General features: G+C 60.4%; 15 protein-coding genes. 8 read left to right on the top strand and 7 right to left on the bottom strand.

The window, feature by feature from the left end:
* Positions 1-30: 30 nt before the first annotated feature.
* From ACIGHL_RS12010 to ACIGHL_RS12035, 6 genes are read right to left on the bottom strand one after another with little or no spacing between them, the layout of a single operon-like run.
* On the bottom strand, positions 31-1,197 hold the full coding sequence (locus ACIGHL_RS12010) for a type II secretion system minor pseudopilin (RefSeq protein WP_446697590.1): 1,167 nt from the start codon (positions 1,195-1,197) through the stop codon (positions 31-33).
* Positions 1,197-1,817 carry a type II secretion system protein gene (locus tag ACIGHL_RS12015; protein WP_127840235.1) on the bottom strand — a complete coding sequence of 207 codons (621 nt, stop codon included), beginning with the start codon at positions 1,815-1,817 and terminating at the stop codon, positions 1,197-1,199. The genes ACIGHL_RS12010 and ACIGHL_RS12015 overlap by 1 nt, the downstream gene beginning before the upstream one ends.
* Positions 1,807-2,241, bottom strand: coding sequence for a PulJ/GspJ family protein (locus tag ACIGHL_RS12020; protein ID WP_127840234.1), 435 nt, complete (start codon positions 2,239-2,241; stop codon positions 1,807-1,809). The genes ACIGHL_RS12015 and ACIGHL_RS12020 overlap by 11 nt, the downstream gene beginning before the upstream one ends.
* A 4-nt stretch (positions 2,242-2,245) precedes the next feature.
* Complete coding sequence (locus ACIGHL_RS12025; protein ID WP_127840233.1) at positions 2,246-2,620, bottom strand: type II secretion system protein; 375 nt, start codon at positions 2,618-2,620, stop codon at positions 2,246-2,248.
* 2 nt (positions 2,621-2,622) lie between these two features.
* On the bottom strand, positions 2,623-3,060 hold the full coding sequence (gspG, locus tag ACIGHL_RS12030; protein WP_127840232.1) for a type II secretion system major pseudopilin GspG: 438 nt from the start codon (positions 3,058-3,060) through the stop codon (positions 2,623-2,625).
* A gap of 13 nt (positions 3,061-3,073) precedes the next feature.
* A complete protein-coding gene (locus ACIGHL_RS12035; protein WP_127840231.1) occupies positions 3,074-4,276 on the bottom strand; it encodes a type II secretion system F family protein in 1,203 nt (400 codons plus the stop codon).
* Between the two features lie 220 nt (positions 4,277-4,496).
* Between ACIGHL_RS12035 and ACIGHL_RS12040 the strand changes: the two genes are divergently transcribed.
* The 6 genes from ACIGHL_RS12040 (at position 4,497) to ACIGHL_RS12065 (ending at position 12,272) form a co-directional block, all read left to right on the top strand.
* A complete protein-coding gene (locus ACIGHL_RS12040) occupies positions 4,497-6,155 on the top strand; it encodes a GspE/PulE family protein (protein ID WP_446697592.1) in 1,659 nt (552 codons plus the stop codon).
* On the top strand, positions 6,152-6,763 hold the full coding sequence (gene cysC / locus ACIGHL_RS12045) for an adenylyl-sulfate kinase (RefSeq protein ID WP_446697593.1): 612 nt from the start codon (positions 6,152-6,154) through the stop codon (positions 6,761-6,763). The genes ACIGHL_RS12040 and cysC overlap by 4 nt, the downstream gene beginning before the upstream one ends.
* Before the next feature lie 38 nt (positions 6,764-6,801).
* Entirely contained in the window at positions 6,802-7,590 is a 789-nt protein-coding gene (locus ACIGHL_RS12050; RefSeq protein WP_446697594.1) for a sulfite exporter TauE/SafE family protein, read from the top strand.
* A 551-nt stretch (positions 7,591-8,141) separates the two neighbouring features.
* Positions 8,142-9,116 (top strand): NAD-dependent epimerase/dehydratase family protein, encoded by a 975-nt coding sequence (locus ACIGHL_RS12055; RefSeq protein ID WP_446697611.1) that lies wholly within the window; start codon positions 8,142-8,144, stop codon positions 9,114-9,116.
* Positions 9,113-10,135 carry an MraY family glycosyltransferase gene (locus ACIGHL_RS12060; protein WP_446697595.1) on the top strand — a complete coding sequence of 341 codons (1,023 nt, stop codon included), beginning with the start codon at positions 9,113-9,115 and terminating at the stop codon, positions 10,133-10,135. Before ACIGHL_RS12055 ends, ACIGHL_RS12060 begins: the two co-directional genes overlap by 4 nt.
* A 145-nt stretch (positions 10,136-10,280) precedes the next feature.
* Positions 10,281-12,272 carry a polysaccharide biosynthesis protein gene (locus tag ACIGHL_RS12065; protein WP_446697596.1) on the top strand — a complete coding sequence of 664 codons (1,992 nt, stop codon included), beginning with the start codon at positions 10,281-10,283 and terminating at the stop codon, positions 12,270-12,272.
* 98 nt (positions 12,273-12,370) lie between these two features.
* On the opposite strand, the gene ACIGHL_RS12070 is transcribed toward ACIGHL_RS12065, so the two are convergent.
* Entirely contained in the window at positions 12,371-13,096 is a 726-nt protein-coding gene (locus ACIGHL_RS12070; RefSeq protein WP_446697597.1) for an RsiV family protein, read from the bottom strand.
* A gap of 228 nt (positions 13,097-13,324) precedes the next feature.
* On the opposite strand from ACIGHL_RS12070, the gene ACIGHL_RS12075 reads away from it, so the two are divergent.
* Positions 13,325-13,942, top strand: a complete 618-nt coding sequence (locus ACIGHL_RS12075; RefSeq protein WP_446697598.1) for an NUDIX domain-containing protein — start codon at positions 13,325-13,327, stop codon at positions 13,940-13,942.
* A complete protein-coding gene (locus ACIGHL_RS12080; RefSeq protein WP_046161745.1) occupies positions 13,939-14,385 on the top strand; it encodes a DUF1249 domain-containing protein in 447 nt (148 codons plus the stop codon). Before ACIGHL_RS12075 ends, ACIGHL_RS12080 begins: the two co-directional genes overlap by 4 nt.
* The last annotated feature ends 136 nt before the right edge of the window (positions 14,386-14,521 follow it).

A 14,521-nucleotide genomic window follows, 5' to 3' on the forward strand; every position in this document is an offset into this window, starting at 1 on the left:
GCGTGGGCTTGTTGCCGGATGTCGCGTCGGTCAACCGTCCATTGCTGACTCGAGCAGCGGCGGGAAAGCCACTGGCTGAGGCGTGCGGCAAGGCTGCTCGTGGTCAAGCGAGAAGAGATAATCTATTTCCCAAGGGGTGGTTCTGGAAGTGGGCGTGGATGATAGCCCAAGCCATATCGGCTGTCTGCAATCGGCCATGACCGTCCATAGCTTAATTCTCAGGTACGGCGAGGCCTGGCTGGGGGCTGCGAGAGGGTCGAGCGGAATGATCCGGCCAAGGCGCTCGTTGGCATCCGCCAGGTCCGCATAAGGCCTGGTTTGCCGCGCCTGGACAAGGGCTTCGGCCAGGTTTTCATCGATCCCAGGGATGGTCTGCAACACCGCGGCGGGCGCGGTGTTGAGGTTGTGCAGTTGGCCGCTACGTGTGGTCGCGAAGGGGAGCATCGCCAGCAGCGGGCCATGCAGGGCGGTACTGTCGAGCAGGTTGAACACTTGGCCGGGGCTGATCATCAGGCGCTGCGGAGGCGGCGCCAGTCCCTGATTGAGGTAGTCGCTCGAGGTGGCGCCATTGAGGCGACGCAGATCGTCCTGGTCGGTGTAATCCTGGAGCTGGTCGAGAAAGCGTTCGGCCTGCTGCGGCGTCAGACCGTTCTGCCTGAACAGCGCTGTCCAGCGTTCGCGATCCGGGTCGAGCAGGCTTAACAGCGAGCCTTCGTCCTGAAGGGCGAAGCTGCTGTTGCCGATGCCCTGATAGCGTCGGCCATCGACGAACAGATGCGGGTAGGCGCTGATATCAACGTCGGCTGCCGTATTGGAAAAAGGGTCATAGCTGCTTTCTGCAGGTGGTGGGCTGCGCAGCAGATAGGCGTTCTGGACCAGGGGGCGTGTAGCGACCACATGCAGCAACGTGGCGAGCGTGGCATCCCGGTCCAAGCGGCCCTGCAGCTGCTGTCGCAGCTGGAAGGTCTGCTCCAGGCGTTGTTCCGCATAACTGGAGATGAACGCGGCGACCAGCGACAGCACCATCAACAGACCCAGCACGGCGATCAGTGCAAAGCCCTGGCTGCGCTTCCCCGCTGCATGGCCGGGCCATGCCCGCGAACTCGAGGTGGCAGCCCCGCCGCGCAGCATCGGCTCACTCTGAGGGAGCGATTCGCAGGCATAGCCTGCTTCTGTTGAAGGGGGGGTGGGAATCATCAGAAGTCGCGATAGTCGAGGCGAGGATAGGTGCGCCCGGGCAGGTTGGCATACCAGCGCAGGGTCGGGCCGTCGGCAGGTGTTACTTCCAATGCGATGGCGTCCGGAATGCTGCCGTCGTCTGCAGTTTGCATGGCATTGTCCGATGGCAACGGCCACCGCTCCGCGGCCGAGCCATTTGGGGCGCGATAGATGAAGCGGCCTCGGCTGCCTGCCGGCCAACGTACGATCTCCCAGTCGATGCCATTTGGCTGGCTGTAGGACAGCTTCAATTCGCCGGTTTCTGCCTCGCTCAGTTGCCAGCTGAAAAAGCTCACCCGGCCATTATTCCCTTGCAACGGCTGGTGCGTGACGCCACCGAGTCGTTGCGCATCGCCACTGAAATGGCGCGGAGCGTCAAGTTCGGCCTGAGTGCCGGCTAGCGTTTCGGAGAACCAGCGATAGCCCAGTTCGAGCGGCATGCCCTCGCTCTGGCGACGCTGCACGCGCTCATAGGTACTCAGCGCGGTGCCGAAGCCCTGCATCAGCAGGCTGGTCACCAGCGCAAGTATCGTCATAACGACCAGCAGCTCAAGCAGGGTCATGCCTCGCTGGTTGCGATGCCGTCGTTCAAAAGCCATCGGTAGGCTCGGGCAGGCCTGGCTTGAGCCGGTAGTTGACGATGCGGGTATGCAGCGGGGGTAGGGAGCGGTTGGCTGTGTGCGGGGTCAGTGTGACCGCGTACAGCGACAGCAGGAAATTGCTGCCGCCATAGGATGCGGTTCGGGATACGTCAAGCTCAATGGCGTTCGCCTGCCAGTCGACAGTGATGTTGCCGGAATTGAATGCACCCTCGGGGCGCTGGGCCAGGTCCACGGTTTTCAGGTACTGGCTGGCACTGGCGATTGCCGGGCCGGCTTCTACGTAAAGTTCGGCGCGCTGCAGTTGCACCAGACTGCCGTTGATCCAGGCGAACAGCGCCATGCAGCTGCCAGCAAGTATCACCAGGGCGACGATGGCTTCGAGCAGCGAGAAGCCCTGTTGTCGGATGTAGATGGGTTTCATACGGTCACGAGCGCCACTGGCAGAGCGGTGCCTGAAGGCTGATGCTGTCCCGTTTGCTGTCGCCTTGCCATATCTCGATCTCGCCGCCCAGGCAGCTGCCGTTGCTCTGGTAAATCACCGGCGTTTTGGCGAGGACGCGCCAGCCGTCTGGCAGATCCAGTGGGGCGCCTTTTGCCCCGATGCGCAACTGGGTGCCGTTGCGCAGGGCCAAAAGCGGAAGGCCATTGACCCTCTGTCGGACCTCCTGCAGCTGGTTCTTCACAGTCAGCTTGTCGCCCAGGTTGATGAAGCGAGGCGCAACGACGCCAGCAATCAGGCCGATGATGGTGATCACCACCAGCAACTCAATCAGGGTAAAGCCGCGTACCGGCATTCGCATGGCTACTTTTCCAGATAGCCTACTTCGGCATCCAGGCCGTCCCCGCCTGGCTTGCCGTCGGCTCCCTGGGAATACAACGCGAAGCCCTGAAGATTATCGACCGGGCTCTTGTAGACGTAGGGGTTGTTCCACGGGTCCTTGGGCAGCTCGTCTTCGAGGTAAGGGCCTTGCCAATTGGCAACATCCGCAGGTTTGTGCATCAGCGCGGCGAGGCCTTGTTCGGTGTTGGGGTAGCTGCCCACATCCAGACGGTAGGTCTGAAGCGAGCCGCGCAACATCTTGACCTGGGTGTCGGCCGTCTTGACCTTGGATTTGTCGACGTTGGAAAACAGCCGGGGGCCGACCAGGCCGGCGAGCATGCCGAGAATGACCAGGACGACCAACAGTTCGATCAGGGTAAATCCACGGCTGCGGCGGGTGGCGAAAGATGACAGCTTCATAGGGGTTCCGAGGTTAGATGGCCATGTCGTTGACGCTGGTAATGGCCAGGATGATGCCAAGGATGATAACGCCGATCACCGAGCCGATCAGCAGGATGGCCACGGGCTCGATGAGCGCCATGAGCTTTTTCATCCGGTTCTTGCTGTTTTCTTCGTAGAGGTTGGCAAGCGATGCGAGCATCTCCGCCGCCCGGCCTGTCCGCTCGCCGACCTTTATCAAATTGATGCCGGTGCGGTTGAGGGTGTGCGTTTCCTCCAGGGCAGAGGAGACGCTCTTGCCTGCGCGCACCTGGCGGATCACCTCCTGCATGGCGGCACGCCGGCGGGGGATGCGCATCGAGGCGGTAGACAGGCTCAGCGCCGCGAGCAACTCGACCTTGCAGGCGAGCATGGCGGACAGGGTATAGGACCAGCTCGCCATGTCGGTTTCAGTGAGCCAGCTGCCGATCACGGGCAGCCGTGTCAGCCAGTTGGTAAGGCTGGCGCGCATGGCTGGCTGGCGAAGCGCCGCAAGGCCCGCAAATACGGCGAGGGCGATCCCGCCGAGGAGCACCTCCCAGTTGGCGTTAAACCAGGTGCCGCTGCTCAGCACGGCGGTCGCCAGCCATGGCATGTCCGTGGCGCTGTTTTTGTCCAGCATGCCGCTGAATTTCGGGACCACCACAATGAACATCAGGAGCACCGCCGCGATGCCGGCGATCACCAGAATGATGGGGTAGGTCAAGGCGTTGCGGAGCTCGTTCGCCGTGCGATCGTCATATTCCATTTTTTCCTGGGCGCGCTTGAGCGCTCCGGCGAGATCGCCGGTGAGCTCTCCGGCACGCACCAAGTGGAGAAGGTAGTCGGGCAGTGGCAGGCCACTGCCTGCAAGCGCTTCGGAAAAGGATTCGCCATGTTGCAGAGCGCGCGCTATGCCTGCGAACGCGTGGTCGATCCGTTCGTGATGACCGGCGTCGGTCATGGCCTCGATCGATTCAGCAATCGACACATCGGATTCGATCAGGCGCGTCAGTTCATGCAGCGCCTGGGTGATGTGCTGTCGCGTCAATCGAGGCGTGAACAGGCCGGGGGCCTTTTTGCCTTCATCTGCCTTGAGGTCGATGGGCGTGATCGCCTTGCGTTGCAGCTCGCGCAAGGCGTCGACCTTGTTGGCGGCTTCCAGCAGGCCGGTCTGGCGCTCACCCTGAGCATCGAAACCGTCATAGGCGAATTTCATCGTGTAAAACCTGTTTCAGTTAGTGCAGGCAAGCGGCGCATTGTAGGGATTAATTCGGATGTTGTCGGCTCGGCCGTTTCATTCTTCAGTGCCGGCTGTCCGTATTTGTTTTCACCCGGTCATGAGCTTTTGTGTGAAAGCACTGGCATGGTCGCTAGAATGCGCCCTCTGAGAACGTTTGATCGTTCGGCGCGCTGCGCCGGCGATCCGAGGAGTTGCGATGAGGTTGGGGGAGCGTCTGGTCCTGGCGGGCATGGTCAGTGAAGATGACGTGCAGCGAGCGCTGAACTTGCAGCGGCAGACTGGCGGCCGGCTGGGCTCGATTCTCATCCGTATGGGTGCCTTGTCCGAAGATGCGCTGCTGGCCGTACTCGCCGAGCAGTCCGGGCTGCCATTGATGGCCGCCGCCGCCATGCCTGCGCCCAGTGATGCCTATGCCTTCATGGCTCAGCTTCCGGTTCGGCTGGATTGGCTGTTGGATAACAATCTGGTGCTATGGGAGGCCGAGGGCGATCTGCACATGATCGCCCGGGACCTGGCTGATTCGCGCGTCATCGATCTGGTGACCTATACCTTTCCCGATCGATCCCACAAGCAACACCTGGCAAGAGCTCAGGACATCGATAACCTGGTCGGGCAGATCCGTCGCGAGAGTGCGGTGTCCGATCTGTTTCGTGACGATAGCCAGACACTCAAGAGCCTTATCGAAGAGGCCCCCGTCGTCGAGTTGGTGAACAACCTGCTGGCGCAGGCGGTGGATTCGGGCGCGTCGGATATTCATGTGGAGCCGGAGGAAATCCGTTTCACGGTGCGCATGCGGGTGGATGGCGTGCTGCATACGCGGATGGTCCAGCCGTTCGAGCGTTACCCCGCGGTTGGCTCGCGTATCAAGTTAATCGCTGGGTTGGACATTGCAGAAAAGCGCCTCCCTCAGGACGGGCGTATCACGCTGCGCTTGAGCGGCAAGGACATGGACATTCGTGTCTCAACCGCTCCGGGCATTTTTGGCGAGTCGATCGTGATGCGTTTGTTGCCCAAGAATCGGGAAGAGCTGTCGCTGGGGGGGCTTGGGTTCGAAACCGATCATCTGGAGATGCTCAAGCAGTGGCTGGGCTTTCCGAACGGCATTGTGCTGGTGACCGGCCCTACTGGTTCGGGTAAGTCCACGACTCTGTATGCCGCACTCGGCGAGATGCGCGACGGTAGCAACAAGATCATCACGGTCGAGGACCCGGTCGAGTATCAGGTGCCAGGCGTGACGCAGATCCAGGCCCACGCCGAGATCGGCTATACCTTTTCACGGGCGTTGCGCGCCATTCTCCGCCAGGATCCGGACACCATCATGATCGGCGAGATTCGTGACCTGGACACGGCGCAAATCGCGATCCAGTCAGCGTTGACTGGTCACTTGGTTCTGTCGACCTTGCACACCAACGACGCAGCATCGGCCTTCACTCGTCTGGTCGACATGGGGCTCGAGCCGTTTCTGGTGGCCGCTTCGGTTCGCGGTGTTCAGGCTCAGCGGCTGGTGCGCAAGCTGTGCGGGCACTGTGCAGAGCCGGACGAGGCGCCAGTGCTGCCGGCCGAGTGGCATGCGCTGGGCGGCGGTGGGCAGGGCGACTGGAGGCGTGCGGTCGGTTGCTCTCATTGCCATAACACAGGTTATCGCGGCCGGATGGGGATCTACGAGTTGATTCCGTTGACTGGTGCGTTGCAGCAATTGGTCAACCGACAGGCTCCGCTGCAGGAAATGAAGGCTTTGATCCGCAAGCAAGGCCATCGCGGCCTGCTTGAGGATGGACTGATCAAGGCTAGCCGAGGCCTGACCAGCATCGAAGAGGTCATGCGTGTCGCTTACGTTGAGCAGGATATGGAATGAACATGAAAAACGGGAATTCGCACGTCGTGCAGCAGCGGGTAGATGTCGACGCCACGACGCGTGCGCGGCTGAAGGGGCAGACGCCCGTCGCCATCTGGCTCACCGGGCTCAGCGCGGCAGGTAAATCCAGCATTGCCAATGCGTTGGAGGTCGCGCTTGTCGAGCGCGGACGGCATACCTATCTGCTAGATGGGGATAACGTGCGGATGGGATTGTGTCGCGACCTGGACTTCAGCGATGCGGACCGAGAGGAGAATATTCGCAGGATAGCCGAACTGGGACGGCTATTTGTCGATGCCGGGCTGATTGTGATCACCGCGTTTATTTCGCCGTTTCGAGCTGATCGAGACATGGCGCGCACCATCATTGGTGGTGATGCCTTTATCGAAGTATTCGTCGATACACCACTGGCCGAATGCGAGCGTCGAGACCCCAAGGGCCTTTATGGCAAGGCGCGCGCGGGGCTGATCAAGAACTTCACGGGGATCGACTCCGCCTACGAGGCGCCGCTGAATCCGGAGATCCGGTTGGAGACACTGGACCGAAGCCTTCCGGAGGTGGTCAACGAGATTCTTGAGTATCTGGACAATCGCGTCGTCGGCCATTGAACTGGCATGTGTCTCTGCGTGTGCAGCGGTGGGTGTGAATGCTTGATCCTTTGATGCTCGCAGGGCTGGGCGTCGGTATTCTCGTCGGGCTGACCGGGGTAGGCGGTGGAGCGATGATGACACCGCTGCTGGTCCTGCTGTTCGGCTACGCCCCAGGTGTCGCCGTGGCGACCGACCTGCTGTTCGCCGCTGTGACCAAGACGTGCGGCGTCGCGGTTCATTACCGCGCCGGAACGATCGACCGCGTGGTGCTGCGCCGCTTGTTGATCGGAAGCTTGCCGTCGGCGCTGCTCGTCGGAGTGAGCCTGGGCTACTGGAGGGAGGGGGGGCCAGGTGCGCTGGACCTGTTGATACGTGACGCGATGGCCTGGCTGCTTCTACTGTCAGCGTTAGGGATATTTTGCCGTGATCAGCTGCACCGGCTGGGGACTTCATTGCGCTTGGCGCACGCCGAGCAGTTCAAGCGCTGGCAGGGTGGGCTCACGGTGGCTGCCGGGGCATTCATTGGCGTTTCCGTGAGCCTGACCTCCGTTGGCGCCGGTGCTCTGGGTGCCGTTGTTTTGCTTTATCTATATCCCTTTCGTTTGCAAGGTGCTCGGCTGGTGGCGACAGACTTGGCGCATGCCATACCGCTGGCGCTTGTGGCTGGAGCAATGCACTGGATGACGGGGGCAGTTGATTGGGCGCTTCTGGCCGCTTTGCTCACCGGGTCGATACCGGGCGTGCTGATTGGTGTCTGGCTGAGTCAGCGACTAGCGGTTCAGTGGCTCAACATGGCGATCGGCTGTCTGCTTGCTGCAAGCGGGTTGAGATTGCTGGTCGGCTGATGTCTGACTGACTCGCTCATGCTGTCCGGTTGCAGAGCAAGCGGGCGAGTCCCGAGACCTTTTTCGCTGAGCGCTCAGTTTCATGTCTTCGCGCGGTGGGAGGCCTGACCAGTACCTGATACGGCCGCTCGGTGACGTCGTCCTTATCGCTCAGAGGCACATTAATCGGCCCTGAATCGACCTGGTCAAGCTTCCTCGCATTGCCCGTGCCGCAGGGTCAGTTCGGTTTCATCAATAGCTTTTGCCAATCGATGAACGCACATCTCAATGGCCTGGTTGCGCTGCCGTTCACTGCCCAGTTTATGTCAGACAACGTCTCGATAACGCCAATGTGGTCATTCTCGCTGGTCAGCATGCCGTGACGAATGATCAACGTTTGCTCCTTGAATGAAAGGCGAACCGGATCGCTGCCCTCAGCCAAATAACTGCCGCTTCGTTTCGGTCCGGGCTTGGCGGCATCGTTGTGGGCGGAGGAATCTGAGCACGATCAATGACTGGGCGCGTAGAATCTGCGTTCGGGCGGCTATGGAGGGCTGCGTATGTCGGAGGCTATGTTGAGCGCGAAGAAAAAGATTCTAGTAACTGGCGGGACAGGCCTTGTAGGGCGCGCGCTTTTGGCGCGTCTAGCCTGCCGGCCCGACGTTCGGGCCCTAGCGTGGGTGCGTCGGGTGGATGCGCTGCTCCCGGTCGGGGTCATTCCTGTTCCACTCTCACACAGCCGTACATTCGCTGCGGGAGCACAGGCAGAGGAGCTTCACTCAGTCATCCACTGCGCGGCACGGGTCCATGTGATGGATGACAAGGCCAACGATCCGTTGACGGAGTTTCGCAAGGTCAATGTCGACCTGACCCTGGACCTAGCGCGTAGCGCTGTCGAAGCGGGTGCGCGACGGTTCATTTTCATTAGTTCCATAAAGGTCAATGGCGAAGCCACGGCACCCGGGCGGCCTTTTACTGCTGCTGATCTTCCCGCGCCAATCGGGCCGTATGCGTTGAGCAAGTACGAGGCGGAGGTCGGGTTGCGCAAGATCAGCGCCGAAACCGGTCTCGAGGTGGTGATCATCCGTTTGCCGCTGGTGTACGGGCCTGGGGTGCGAGCAAATTTCCGCAGCATGATGCGTTGGCTTTCGTTGGGACTGCCGCTGCCGCTAGGAGGCCTGGATAACAAGCGCAGCCTGGTGGCGCTGGGCAATCTGGTCGATTTGATCGATACCTGCATTGATCATCCGGCAGCGGCCAATCAAACATTGATGGTCTGTGACGGGGAAGATCTGTCGATCAGCGAGCTATTGCGCCGCCTGGCAGCTGCCCTGGGGCGTCCAGCGAGATTGCTGGCGATTCCCAATGGCTGGCTAGCTATGGTGGCGCGGTTGCTGGGGCGCGAGGATGTCCATGCGCGGCTCTGTGGATCGTTGCAGGTGGACATGAGCAAGACCTGGGAACTGCTCGGTTGGACGCCGCCTGTACGGGTGGACGATGCTTTGGCGGAAACGGCTCGGGACTATCTATATCAGAGCAGACCGTGATGCTCTGGTGGATATTGCCGCTGGCATTCGTCGCGTCTTTTGTACTCACCGCTGGGTTGCGGAGTTATGCGCTGCGCCGAAGTCTGATCGACGTGCCCAACGCACGTAGCTCCCATACCGTGCCGACGCCACGGGGCGGCGGCGTGGCGATCGTTGCGGTAGTCACCATTGTATTGCCCGTGCTGTCAGTTGCAGGGCTGGCAAGCATATCGCTTATGTGCGCTGTTATTGGGGCAGGGCTGTTGGTCGCAGCGGTTGGCTTCGCCGACGACCATAGGCATATCGCTGCTCGCTGGCGGTTGTTGGGACATTTTCTGGCTTCGGGTTGGGCCTTGTTTTGGCTGGGCGGGCTGCCTGGGTTAACCGTCTTCGGTTCGACGCTGGATCTGGGCTGGCTGGGGCATCTGTTGGCGCTGCTGTTTCTGGTGTGGATGCTTAACCTCTATAACTTCATGGATGGCATCGATGGAATCGCCAGTGCAGAGGCGATAGGCACCTGTCTTGGCGCGCTGCTGTGTTATGTCATCGCGATGCCCGAGAGCGGCCCGAATGCGTTGGGTCAGGTCGAGTGGTTGTTGGTCGCCGCGGTGGCCGGGTTTGGCTGCTGGAATTTTCCTCGCGCACGGATATTCATGGGCGACGCAGGAAGCGGCTTCCTGGGTATCACCGTTGCGATTCTTACGCTGAATGCCGCCTGGGTAGCGCCACAATTGCTGTGGAGCTGGCTGATATTACTCGGGGCGTTCATTGTCGATGCAACTTTCACGCTGTTACACCGTCTGCTGCGTGGCGAGGCGGCATATCAGGCGCATCGCAGTCATGCCTATCAGTCGGCCGCACGGCGAGTGGCCGGGCATGTTCCGGTAACTGTCGCGGTGGCGCTTATCACGTTGGGTTGGCTTCTGCCCTGGGCGGTCGGTGTGGCTGCTAGCCTGGTCGATGGGGGCTTGGCGTTGGTCGTCGCCTATACACCATTGGTAGGCCTCTGCGTTTGGCTTCGTGCAGGCGCAGCGGAGTGATGGTGGTAGGTGCAGTGTTCGCGGCCATGGCCCGTCCCTACGAGGGTGTGGTGGATCTTTGTAGGAGCGGCCCGTGGCCGCGAATTGGGGTATGGGTTCGCGGGCGTGGCCCGCTCCTACGGTTTGCAATCAGGCAGGTTTTTTGATGCTGCGTGACTATCTATTAAGGCTGCCGAGACGCTACAAGCGCCTGTTACAGGTCTTGGCTGATGTGTTTCTCGTTTGGGTGTCGTTGTGGCTGGCGTTCGTGGTCCGCCTGGGTTCCTTCGACGAGGTGGATCCGCTCAGCGGCCACGCCTGGCTGTTTGCGCTCGCCCCGGTGCTGGCGATCCCGCTGTTCATCCGTATCGGCATGTACCGCGCCGTCATGCGTTACTTGGGCAACGATGCGCTGATGACTATCGCTAAGGCGGTCACGCTCTCTTCGTTGCTGTTGGCTCTGGCGATCTACTGGTACCGCGACGCGCCGGCGCTGGTTCCGCGTTCACTGGTGTTCAACTATTGGTGGATCAGCCTGATGTTGCTCGGCGGTCTGCGCCTGCTGCTGAGGCAGTACGTGCTGGGCGATTGGTACCGCGGGATGCTGGCTGCTCCGTTTGGGCGCGATGATGGTCTACCGCGCGTAGCTATTTACGGCGCGGGTGCCGCGGGTAACCAGTTGGCTGCAGCGCTGCGGATGGGTCGTGCGATGCGGCCTGTCGCGTTTATCGACGATGATTCGGACATCACCAACCGGGTCATCGCAGGGCTTAAGGTGTACAAGCCCAAGCATATCGCCCAGATGATTTCCGATACGGGCGCCAGCGAAATACTGCTGGCGATTCCCTCAGCGACTCGGGCGCGTCGGCGCGAGGTTCTGGCCGATCTGGAATCCCATCCGCTGCATATTCGTTCGGTGCCCGGCTTTATGGATCTGGCCAGTGGTCGAGTCAAGGTCGAGGATCTGCAGGAAGTTGATATCGCCGATCTATTGGGGCGTGACAGTGTGGCCCCGGATGAAACCCTTTTAGCGCGATGCATTCAGGGGAAGGTGGTTCTGGTGACTGGCGCTGGCGGTTCGATTGGCTCTGAGCTAAGCCGGCAGATTGTGCAGCTAGCGCCAGCGATACTGATTCTGCTAGATCACAGCGAATATAGCCTTTACGCAATCCACCGCGAATTGGCGCAACAAGTGAGTGAACAGGCGCTTCGACTTGATCTGATTCCGATCCTGGGGTCGGTCGGAAACCCGCATCGGTTGCTGGACGTCATGCGGACCTGGAATGTCGACAGCGTCTACCATGCCGCAGCCTATAAGCATGTGCCGATGGTGGAGCACAACATTGCCGAAGGCGTCACGAACAACGTGATGGGTACGCTGCATTGCGCTCAAGCGGCGATCCAGGCTGGTGTTGCGCATTTCGTCCTAATCTCGACTGATAAGGCGGTGCGCCCGACTAACATCATGGGCAGTACCAAGCGCCTCGCTGAAATGGCCTTGCAGGCGCTCAGTCAGGAAGCGGCTCCGGTGCTGTATGGCCAACCGGCTAGCGTCAATCAGGTCAACCGCACCCGTTTTACGATGGTCAGATTTGGTAATGTGCTGGGTTCCTCCGGTTCGGTGATACCGCTGTTTCGTGAGCAAATACGCCGTGGCGGGCCCGTGACAGTCACTCACCCCCAGATCACCCGCTATTTCATGACCATCCCGGAGGCCGCCCAGCTAGTGCTGCAAGCGGGGTCTATGGGAGTGGGCGGGGATGTCTTCGTGCTGGACATGGGCGCCCCCGTGAGAATTGCTGAGCTTGCCGAGAAGATGATCCATCTTTCCGGGCTGTCAGTTCGCAGTGAACGAAATCCTGGTGGCGATATTGCCATACAGTTCACTGGCCTACGGCCAGGCGAGAAGCTCTACGAGGAGCTGCTTATTGGCGATAACGTCACGCCGACGCAGCATCCGATGATCCTTTCTGCCAACGAAGCCTGCCTTCCCTGGGGAGATTTCTGCGATGTGCTGGACAGATTGATTCACGGTTTACAACGCGATGACTTCGAGCAAGTCCGAGGGGTGATGCGTGCGACCGTTGATGGCTATTCCCCGCGCGAGGAGATCGTCGACTGGGTCTACCGACAACGGGAAGGCAAACCACTCACTTAGCCTACGTTTCCGATAGCTCACGCGAATCTATTGGGTGCACATGCAGGTGCGAGGATTGAGCATATATTGCGGGTTAGGTCAGATCTGCGTGCCGGGGCTTAAAGGTAATCAGGTTGGATTATGCCTTTCAGCGCCTCATGCGGAATTTCCAGCTCAGGGTGACCGCTCGAATACGGTGCGATGCTGTAAACGTCGTATTTGAGCAAGACCTTGTCGCGCAGGAAGGCGATGTTTGAGGTCTGCTGAAACGGCCATTGGCGGCTGAAAGCGGCATCGTGCTCGTTGGCTAGTAGCCATTGCTGATGCGCCTTCGCGGCAACGCGCCAGAAGGCGCCTTCCTTGCCCGGCAGCAGTACATCGGCGAGCTTCAGCTCACGGTCCTGCGCTCGGTCGAAATTGATGAAGCCGCGTCCGGGCATTCCGTGAGCGCCGCCCGTGTGGATATAGCTGGACAGCTCTACCACCAGTAGCGGCCCATGTTGTTCACGCAGTTTGGCTTGAAGATAGCTGCTCCACCCTGGTTTCGCGTCTCGCAGGAAGGTCTGTTGATAGCCCTCGAGGGAGGCTGGGACCTCTACATCCGGGCTGTTTACCGTCATCTCGCGCAACCGTTGGTCGATCAGCGCGTTCAGTGCGGGCTCGTTTTCAAACAGCTGAGTATCTATGTTCACCAATGGGCAGCTATCGTCTTGTGCAGGACAGCCGGCTGGACGTTGCTCGCTGAGAATCTGTCGAACCTCCACAGGCGGTTCGCCACCGAAGTGTTGGCAGCCTCCAATGAGCAGGCTGAATGCTATTAACGCGATGGCATTGCGGATTGGCATCAATGGGTTGGCTCCTGCGGCGGTTTCAGTGCGGGTTCGAGTGCATGAGCGGAGCGAAGTTCGAGAATTGCCAGCTGGGCATCTTCCGTCGTGCGAATGGTCTGCTAAGGGCTGCGCCTGAGCAAGCGGCGCGCTAGGATGGCAGCAGAAAGACCGCTCACGCAGTGACGGTTGCAGCCTTTTTCCGACGCCGGCAGGTGCTGGAACAAACCGATATGTGAGTAGTGCATGAACGATATTTTCAAAGCCGGCGCCGACGATGTCGAGATCATCAGCCGCGAGCGCTGCTTCAGTGGCTTTTACAACCTTGACCGCTTCCGCCTTCGCCATCGTCTGTTCCGAGGCGGCATGGGTGCTGAGATCGAGCGCGAGCTGTTTGTTCGTCACGATGCCGTCTGCGTGCTTCCGTATGATCCTCAGCGCGACGAGGTTGTATTGATCGAGCAGTTTCGTGTCGGCGCCATGGCGCATGGCGATAACCCCTGGCTGGTGGAAACGGTGGCCGGCCTGATCGATAAGGACGAGCAGCCTGAAGAGGTGGCGCGCCGAGAGTCGATCGAGGAAGCAGGCCTGGAGCTCGGCGAGCTTTGGCCGGTGTCTGTTTACTATCCGTCCCCGGGGGGCAGCACCGAGCGCATCCATCTCTACGTTGGACGCTGCAGCAGTGTCGGTGCGGGCGGTGTGTTCGGGCTGGAAGAAGAGGGGGAAGATATCCGTGCCGCAGTGTGGTCTCTTGATAATGCAATGGAGGCGCTGCGCGACGGCCGGATTGATAACGCGGCTACGATCATTGCCCTGCAGTGGCTGGCCTTGAACCGCAGCGAGATCAGGGAGGCGTGGATATGAGGCGAACCCGCGAGCGATACCGCGTCGACCTGTTGGAGTTGCAGGCGGCCTGCGAGGCGAACTACATGCGTCTGATGCGCTTGCTGCCTGCGATGCGCAACCACCCGGATACACGCCGGATCGCCATGAGCCAGGGCGACCGGCTGCTCGGCGTGCTGGTGTTGACAGTGACCGAGAGCTGCCCATACACCACCACAGTCCACATCAGCCAGCAGGACTGCCTGCCTTGGTTACCAGTGCCGCAGATGGACGTGCGGGTCTATCACGATGCGCGTATGGCTGAGGTGATCGGCGCCGAAAACGCTCGGCGTTTCCGCGGAATTTACAGCTATCCCAACGCGCAGATGCATCAGCCTGACGAGAAGAATCAGCTCAATCTGTTCCTCGGGGAATGGCTCGGCCACTGCCTGGCCTGTGGCCATGAGCTGGAGTCTGTGCTTTAAGCGAAGCAGCGCACGTCTGAATGCGTGCTGGCGTTGTGCTATGCATCGATGGTGCTCCCAAGCGGTTCTGTGATGCATGCCCGCATCGCGCGGTTTACCCCTGCAACTCCCAGCCACCATAATTCTGATGCGATTT

It is taken from the genome of Pseudomonas sp. NPDC077451, assembly GCF_044543345.1.
In the GTDB taxonomy this organism is placed as follows: domain Bacteria; phylum Pseudomonadota; class Gammaproteobacteria; order Pseudomonadales; family Pseudomonadaceae; genus Stutzerimonas.

Bases quoted from the DNA above. Each gene is read 5' to 3' on its own strand.
- ACIGHL_RS12075 (WP_446697598.1), top strand. From the start codon at position 13,325: ATGAACGATATTTTCAAAGCCGGCGCCGACGATGTCGAGATCATCAGC.
- ACIGHL_RS12055 (WP_446697611.1), top strand. From the start codon at position 8,142: ATGTTGAGCGCGAAGAAAAAGATTCTAGTAACTGGCGGGACAGGCCTT.
- ACIGHL_RS12020 (WP_127840234.1), bottom strand. From the start codon at position 2,241: ATGAAACCCATCTACATCCGACAACAGGGCTTCTCGCTGCTCGAAGCC.
- gspG (WP_127840232.1), bottom strand. From the start codon at position 3,060: ATGAAGCTGTCATCTTTCGCCACCCGCCGCAGCCGTGGATTTACCCTG.
- ACIGHL_RS12015 (WP_127840235.1), bottom strand. From the start codon at position 1,817: ATGGCTTTTGAACGACGGCATCGCAACCAGCGAGGCATGACCCTGCTT.
- ACIGHL_RS12035 (WP_127840231.1), bottom strand. From the start codon at position 4,276: ATGAAATTCGCCTATGACGGTTTCGATGCTCAGGGTGAGCGCCAGACC.
- ACIGHL_RS12065 (WP_446697596.1), top strand. From the start codon at position 10,281: ATGCTGCGTGACTATCTATTAAGGCTGCCGAGACGCTACAAGCGCCTG.
- cysC (WP_446697593.1), top strand. From the start codon at position 6,152: ATGAACATGAAAAACGGGAATTCGCACGTCGTGCAGCAGCGGGTAGAT.
- ACIGHL_RS12025 (WP_127840233.1), bottom strand. From the start codon at position 2,620: ATGCGAATGCCGGTACGCGGCTTTACCCTGATTGAGTTGCTGGTGGTG.
- ACIGHL_RS12050 (WP_446697594.1), top strand. From the start codon at position 6,802: ATGCTTGATCCTTTGATGCTCGCAGGGCTGGGCGTCGGTATTCTCGTC.
- ACIGHL_RS12010 (WP_446697590.1), bottom strand. From the start codon at position 1,197: ATGATTCCCACCCCCCCTTCAACAGAAGCAGGCTATGCCTGCGAATCG.
- ACIGHL_RS12080 (WP_046161745.1), top strand. From the start codon at position 13,939: ATGAGGCGAACCCGCGAGCGATACCGCGTCGACCTGTTGGAGTTGCAG.
- ACIGHL_RS12040 (WP_446697592.1), top strand. From the start codon at position 4,497: ATGAGGTTGGGGGAGCGTCTGGTCCTGGCGGGCATGGTCAGTGAAGAT.
- ACIGHL_RS12070 (WP_446697597.1), bottom strand. From the start codon at position 13,096: ATGCCAATCCGCAATGCCATCGCGTTAATAGCATTCAGCCTGCTCATT.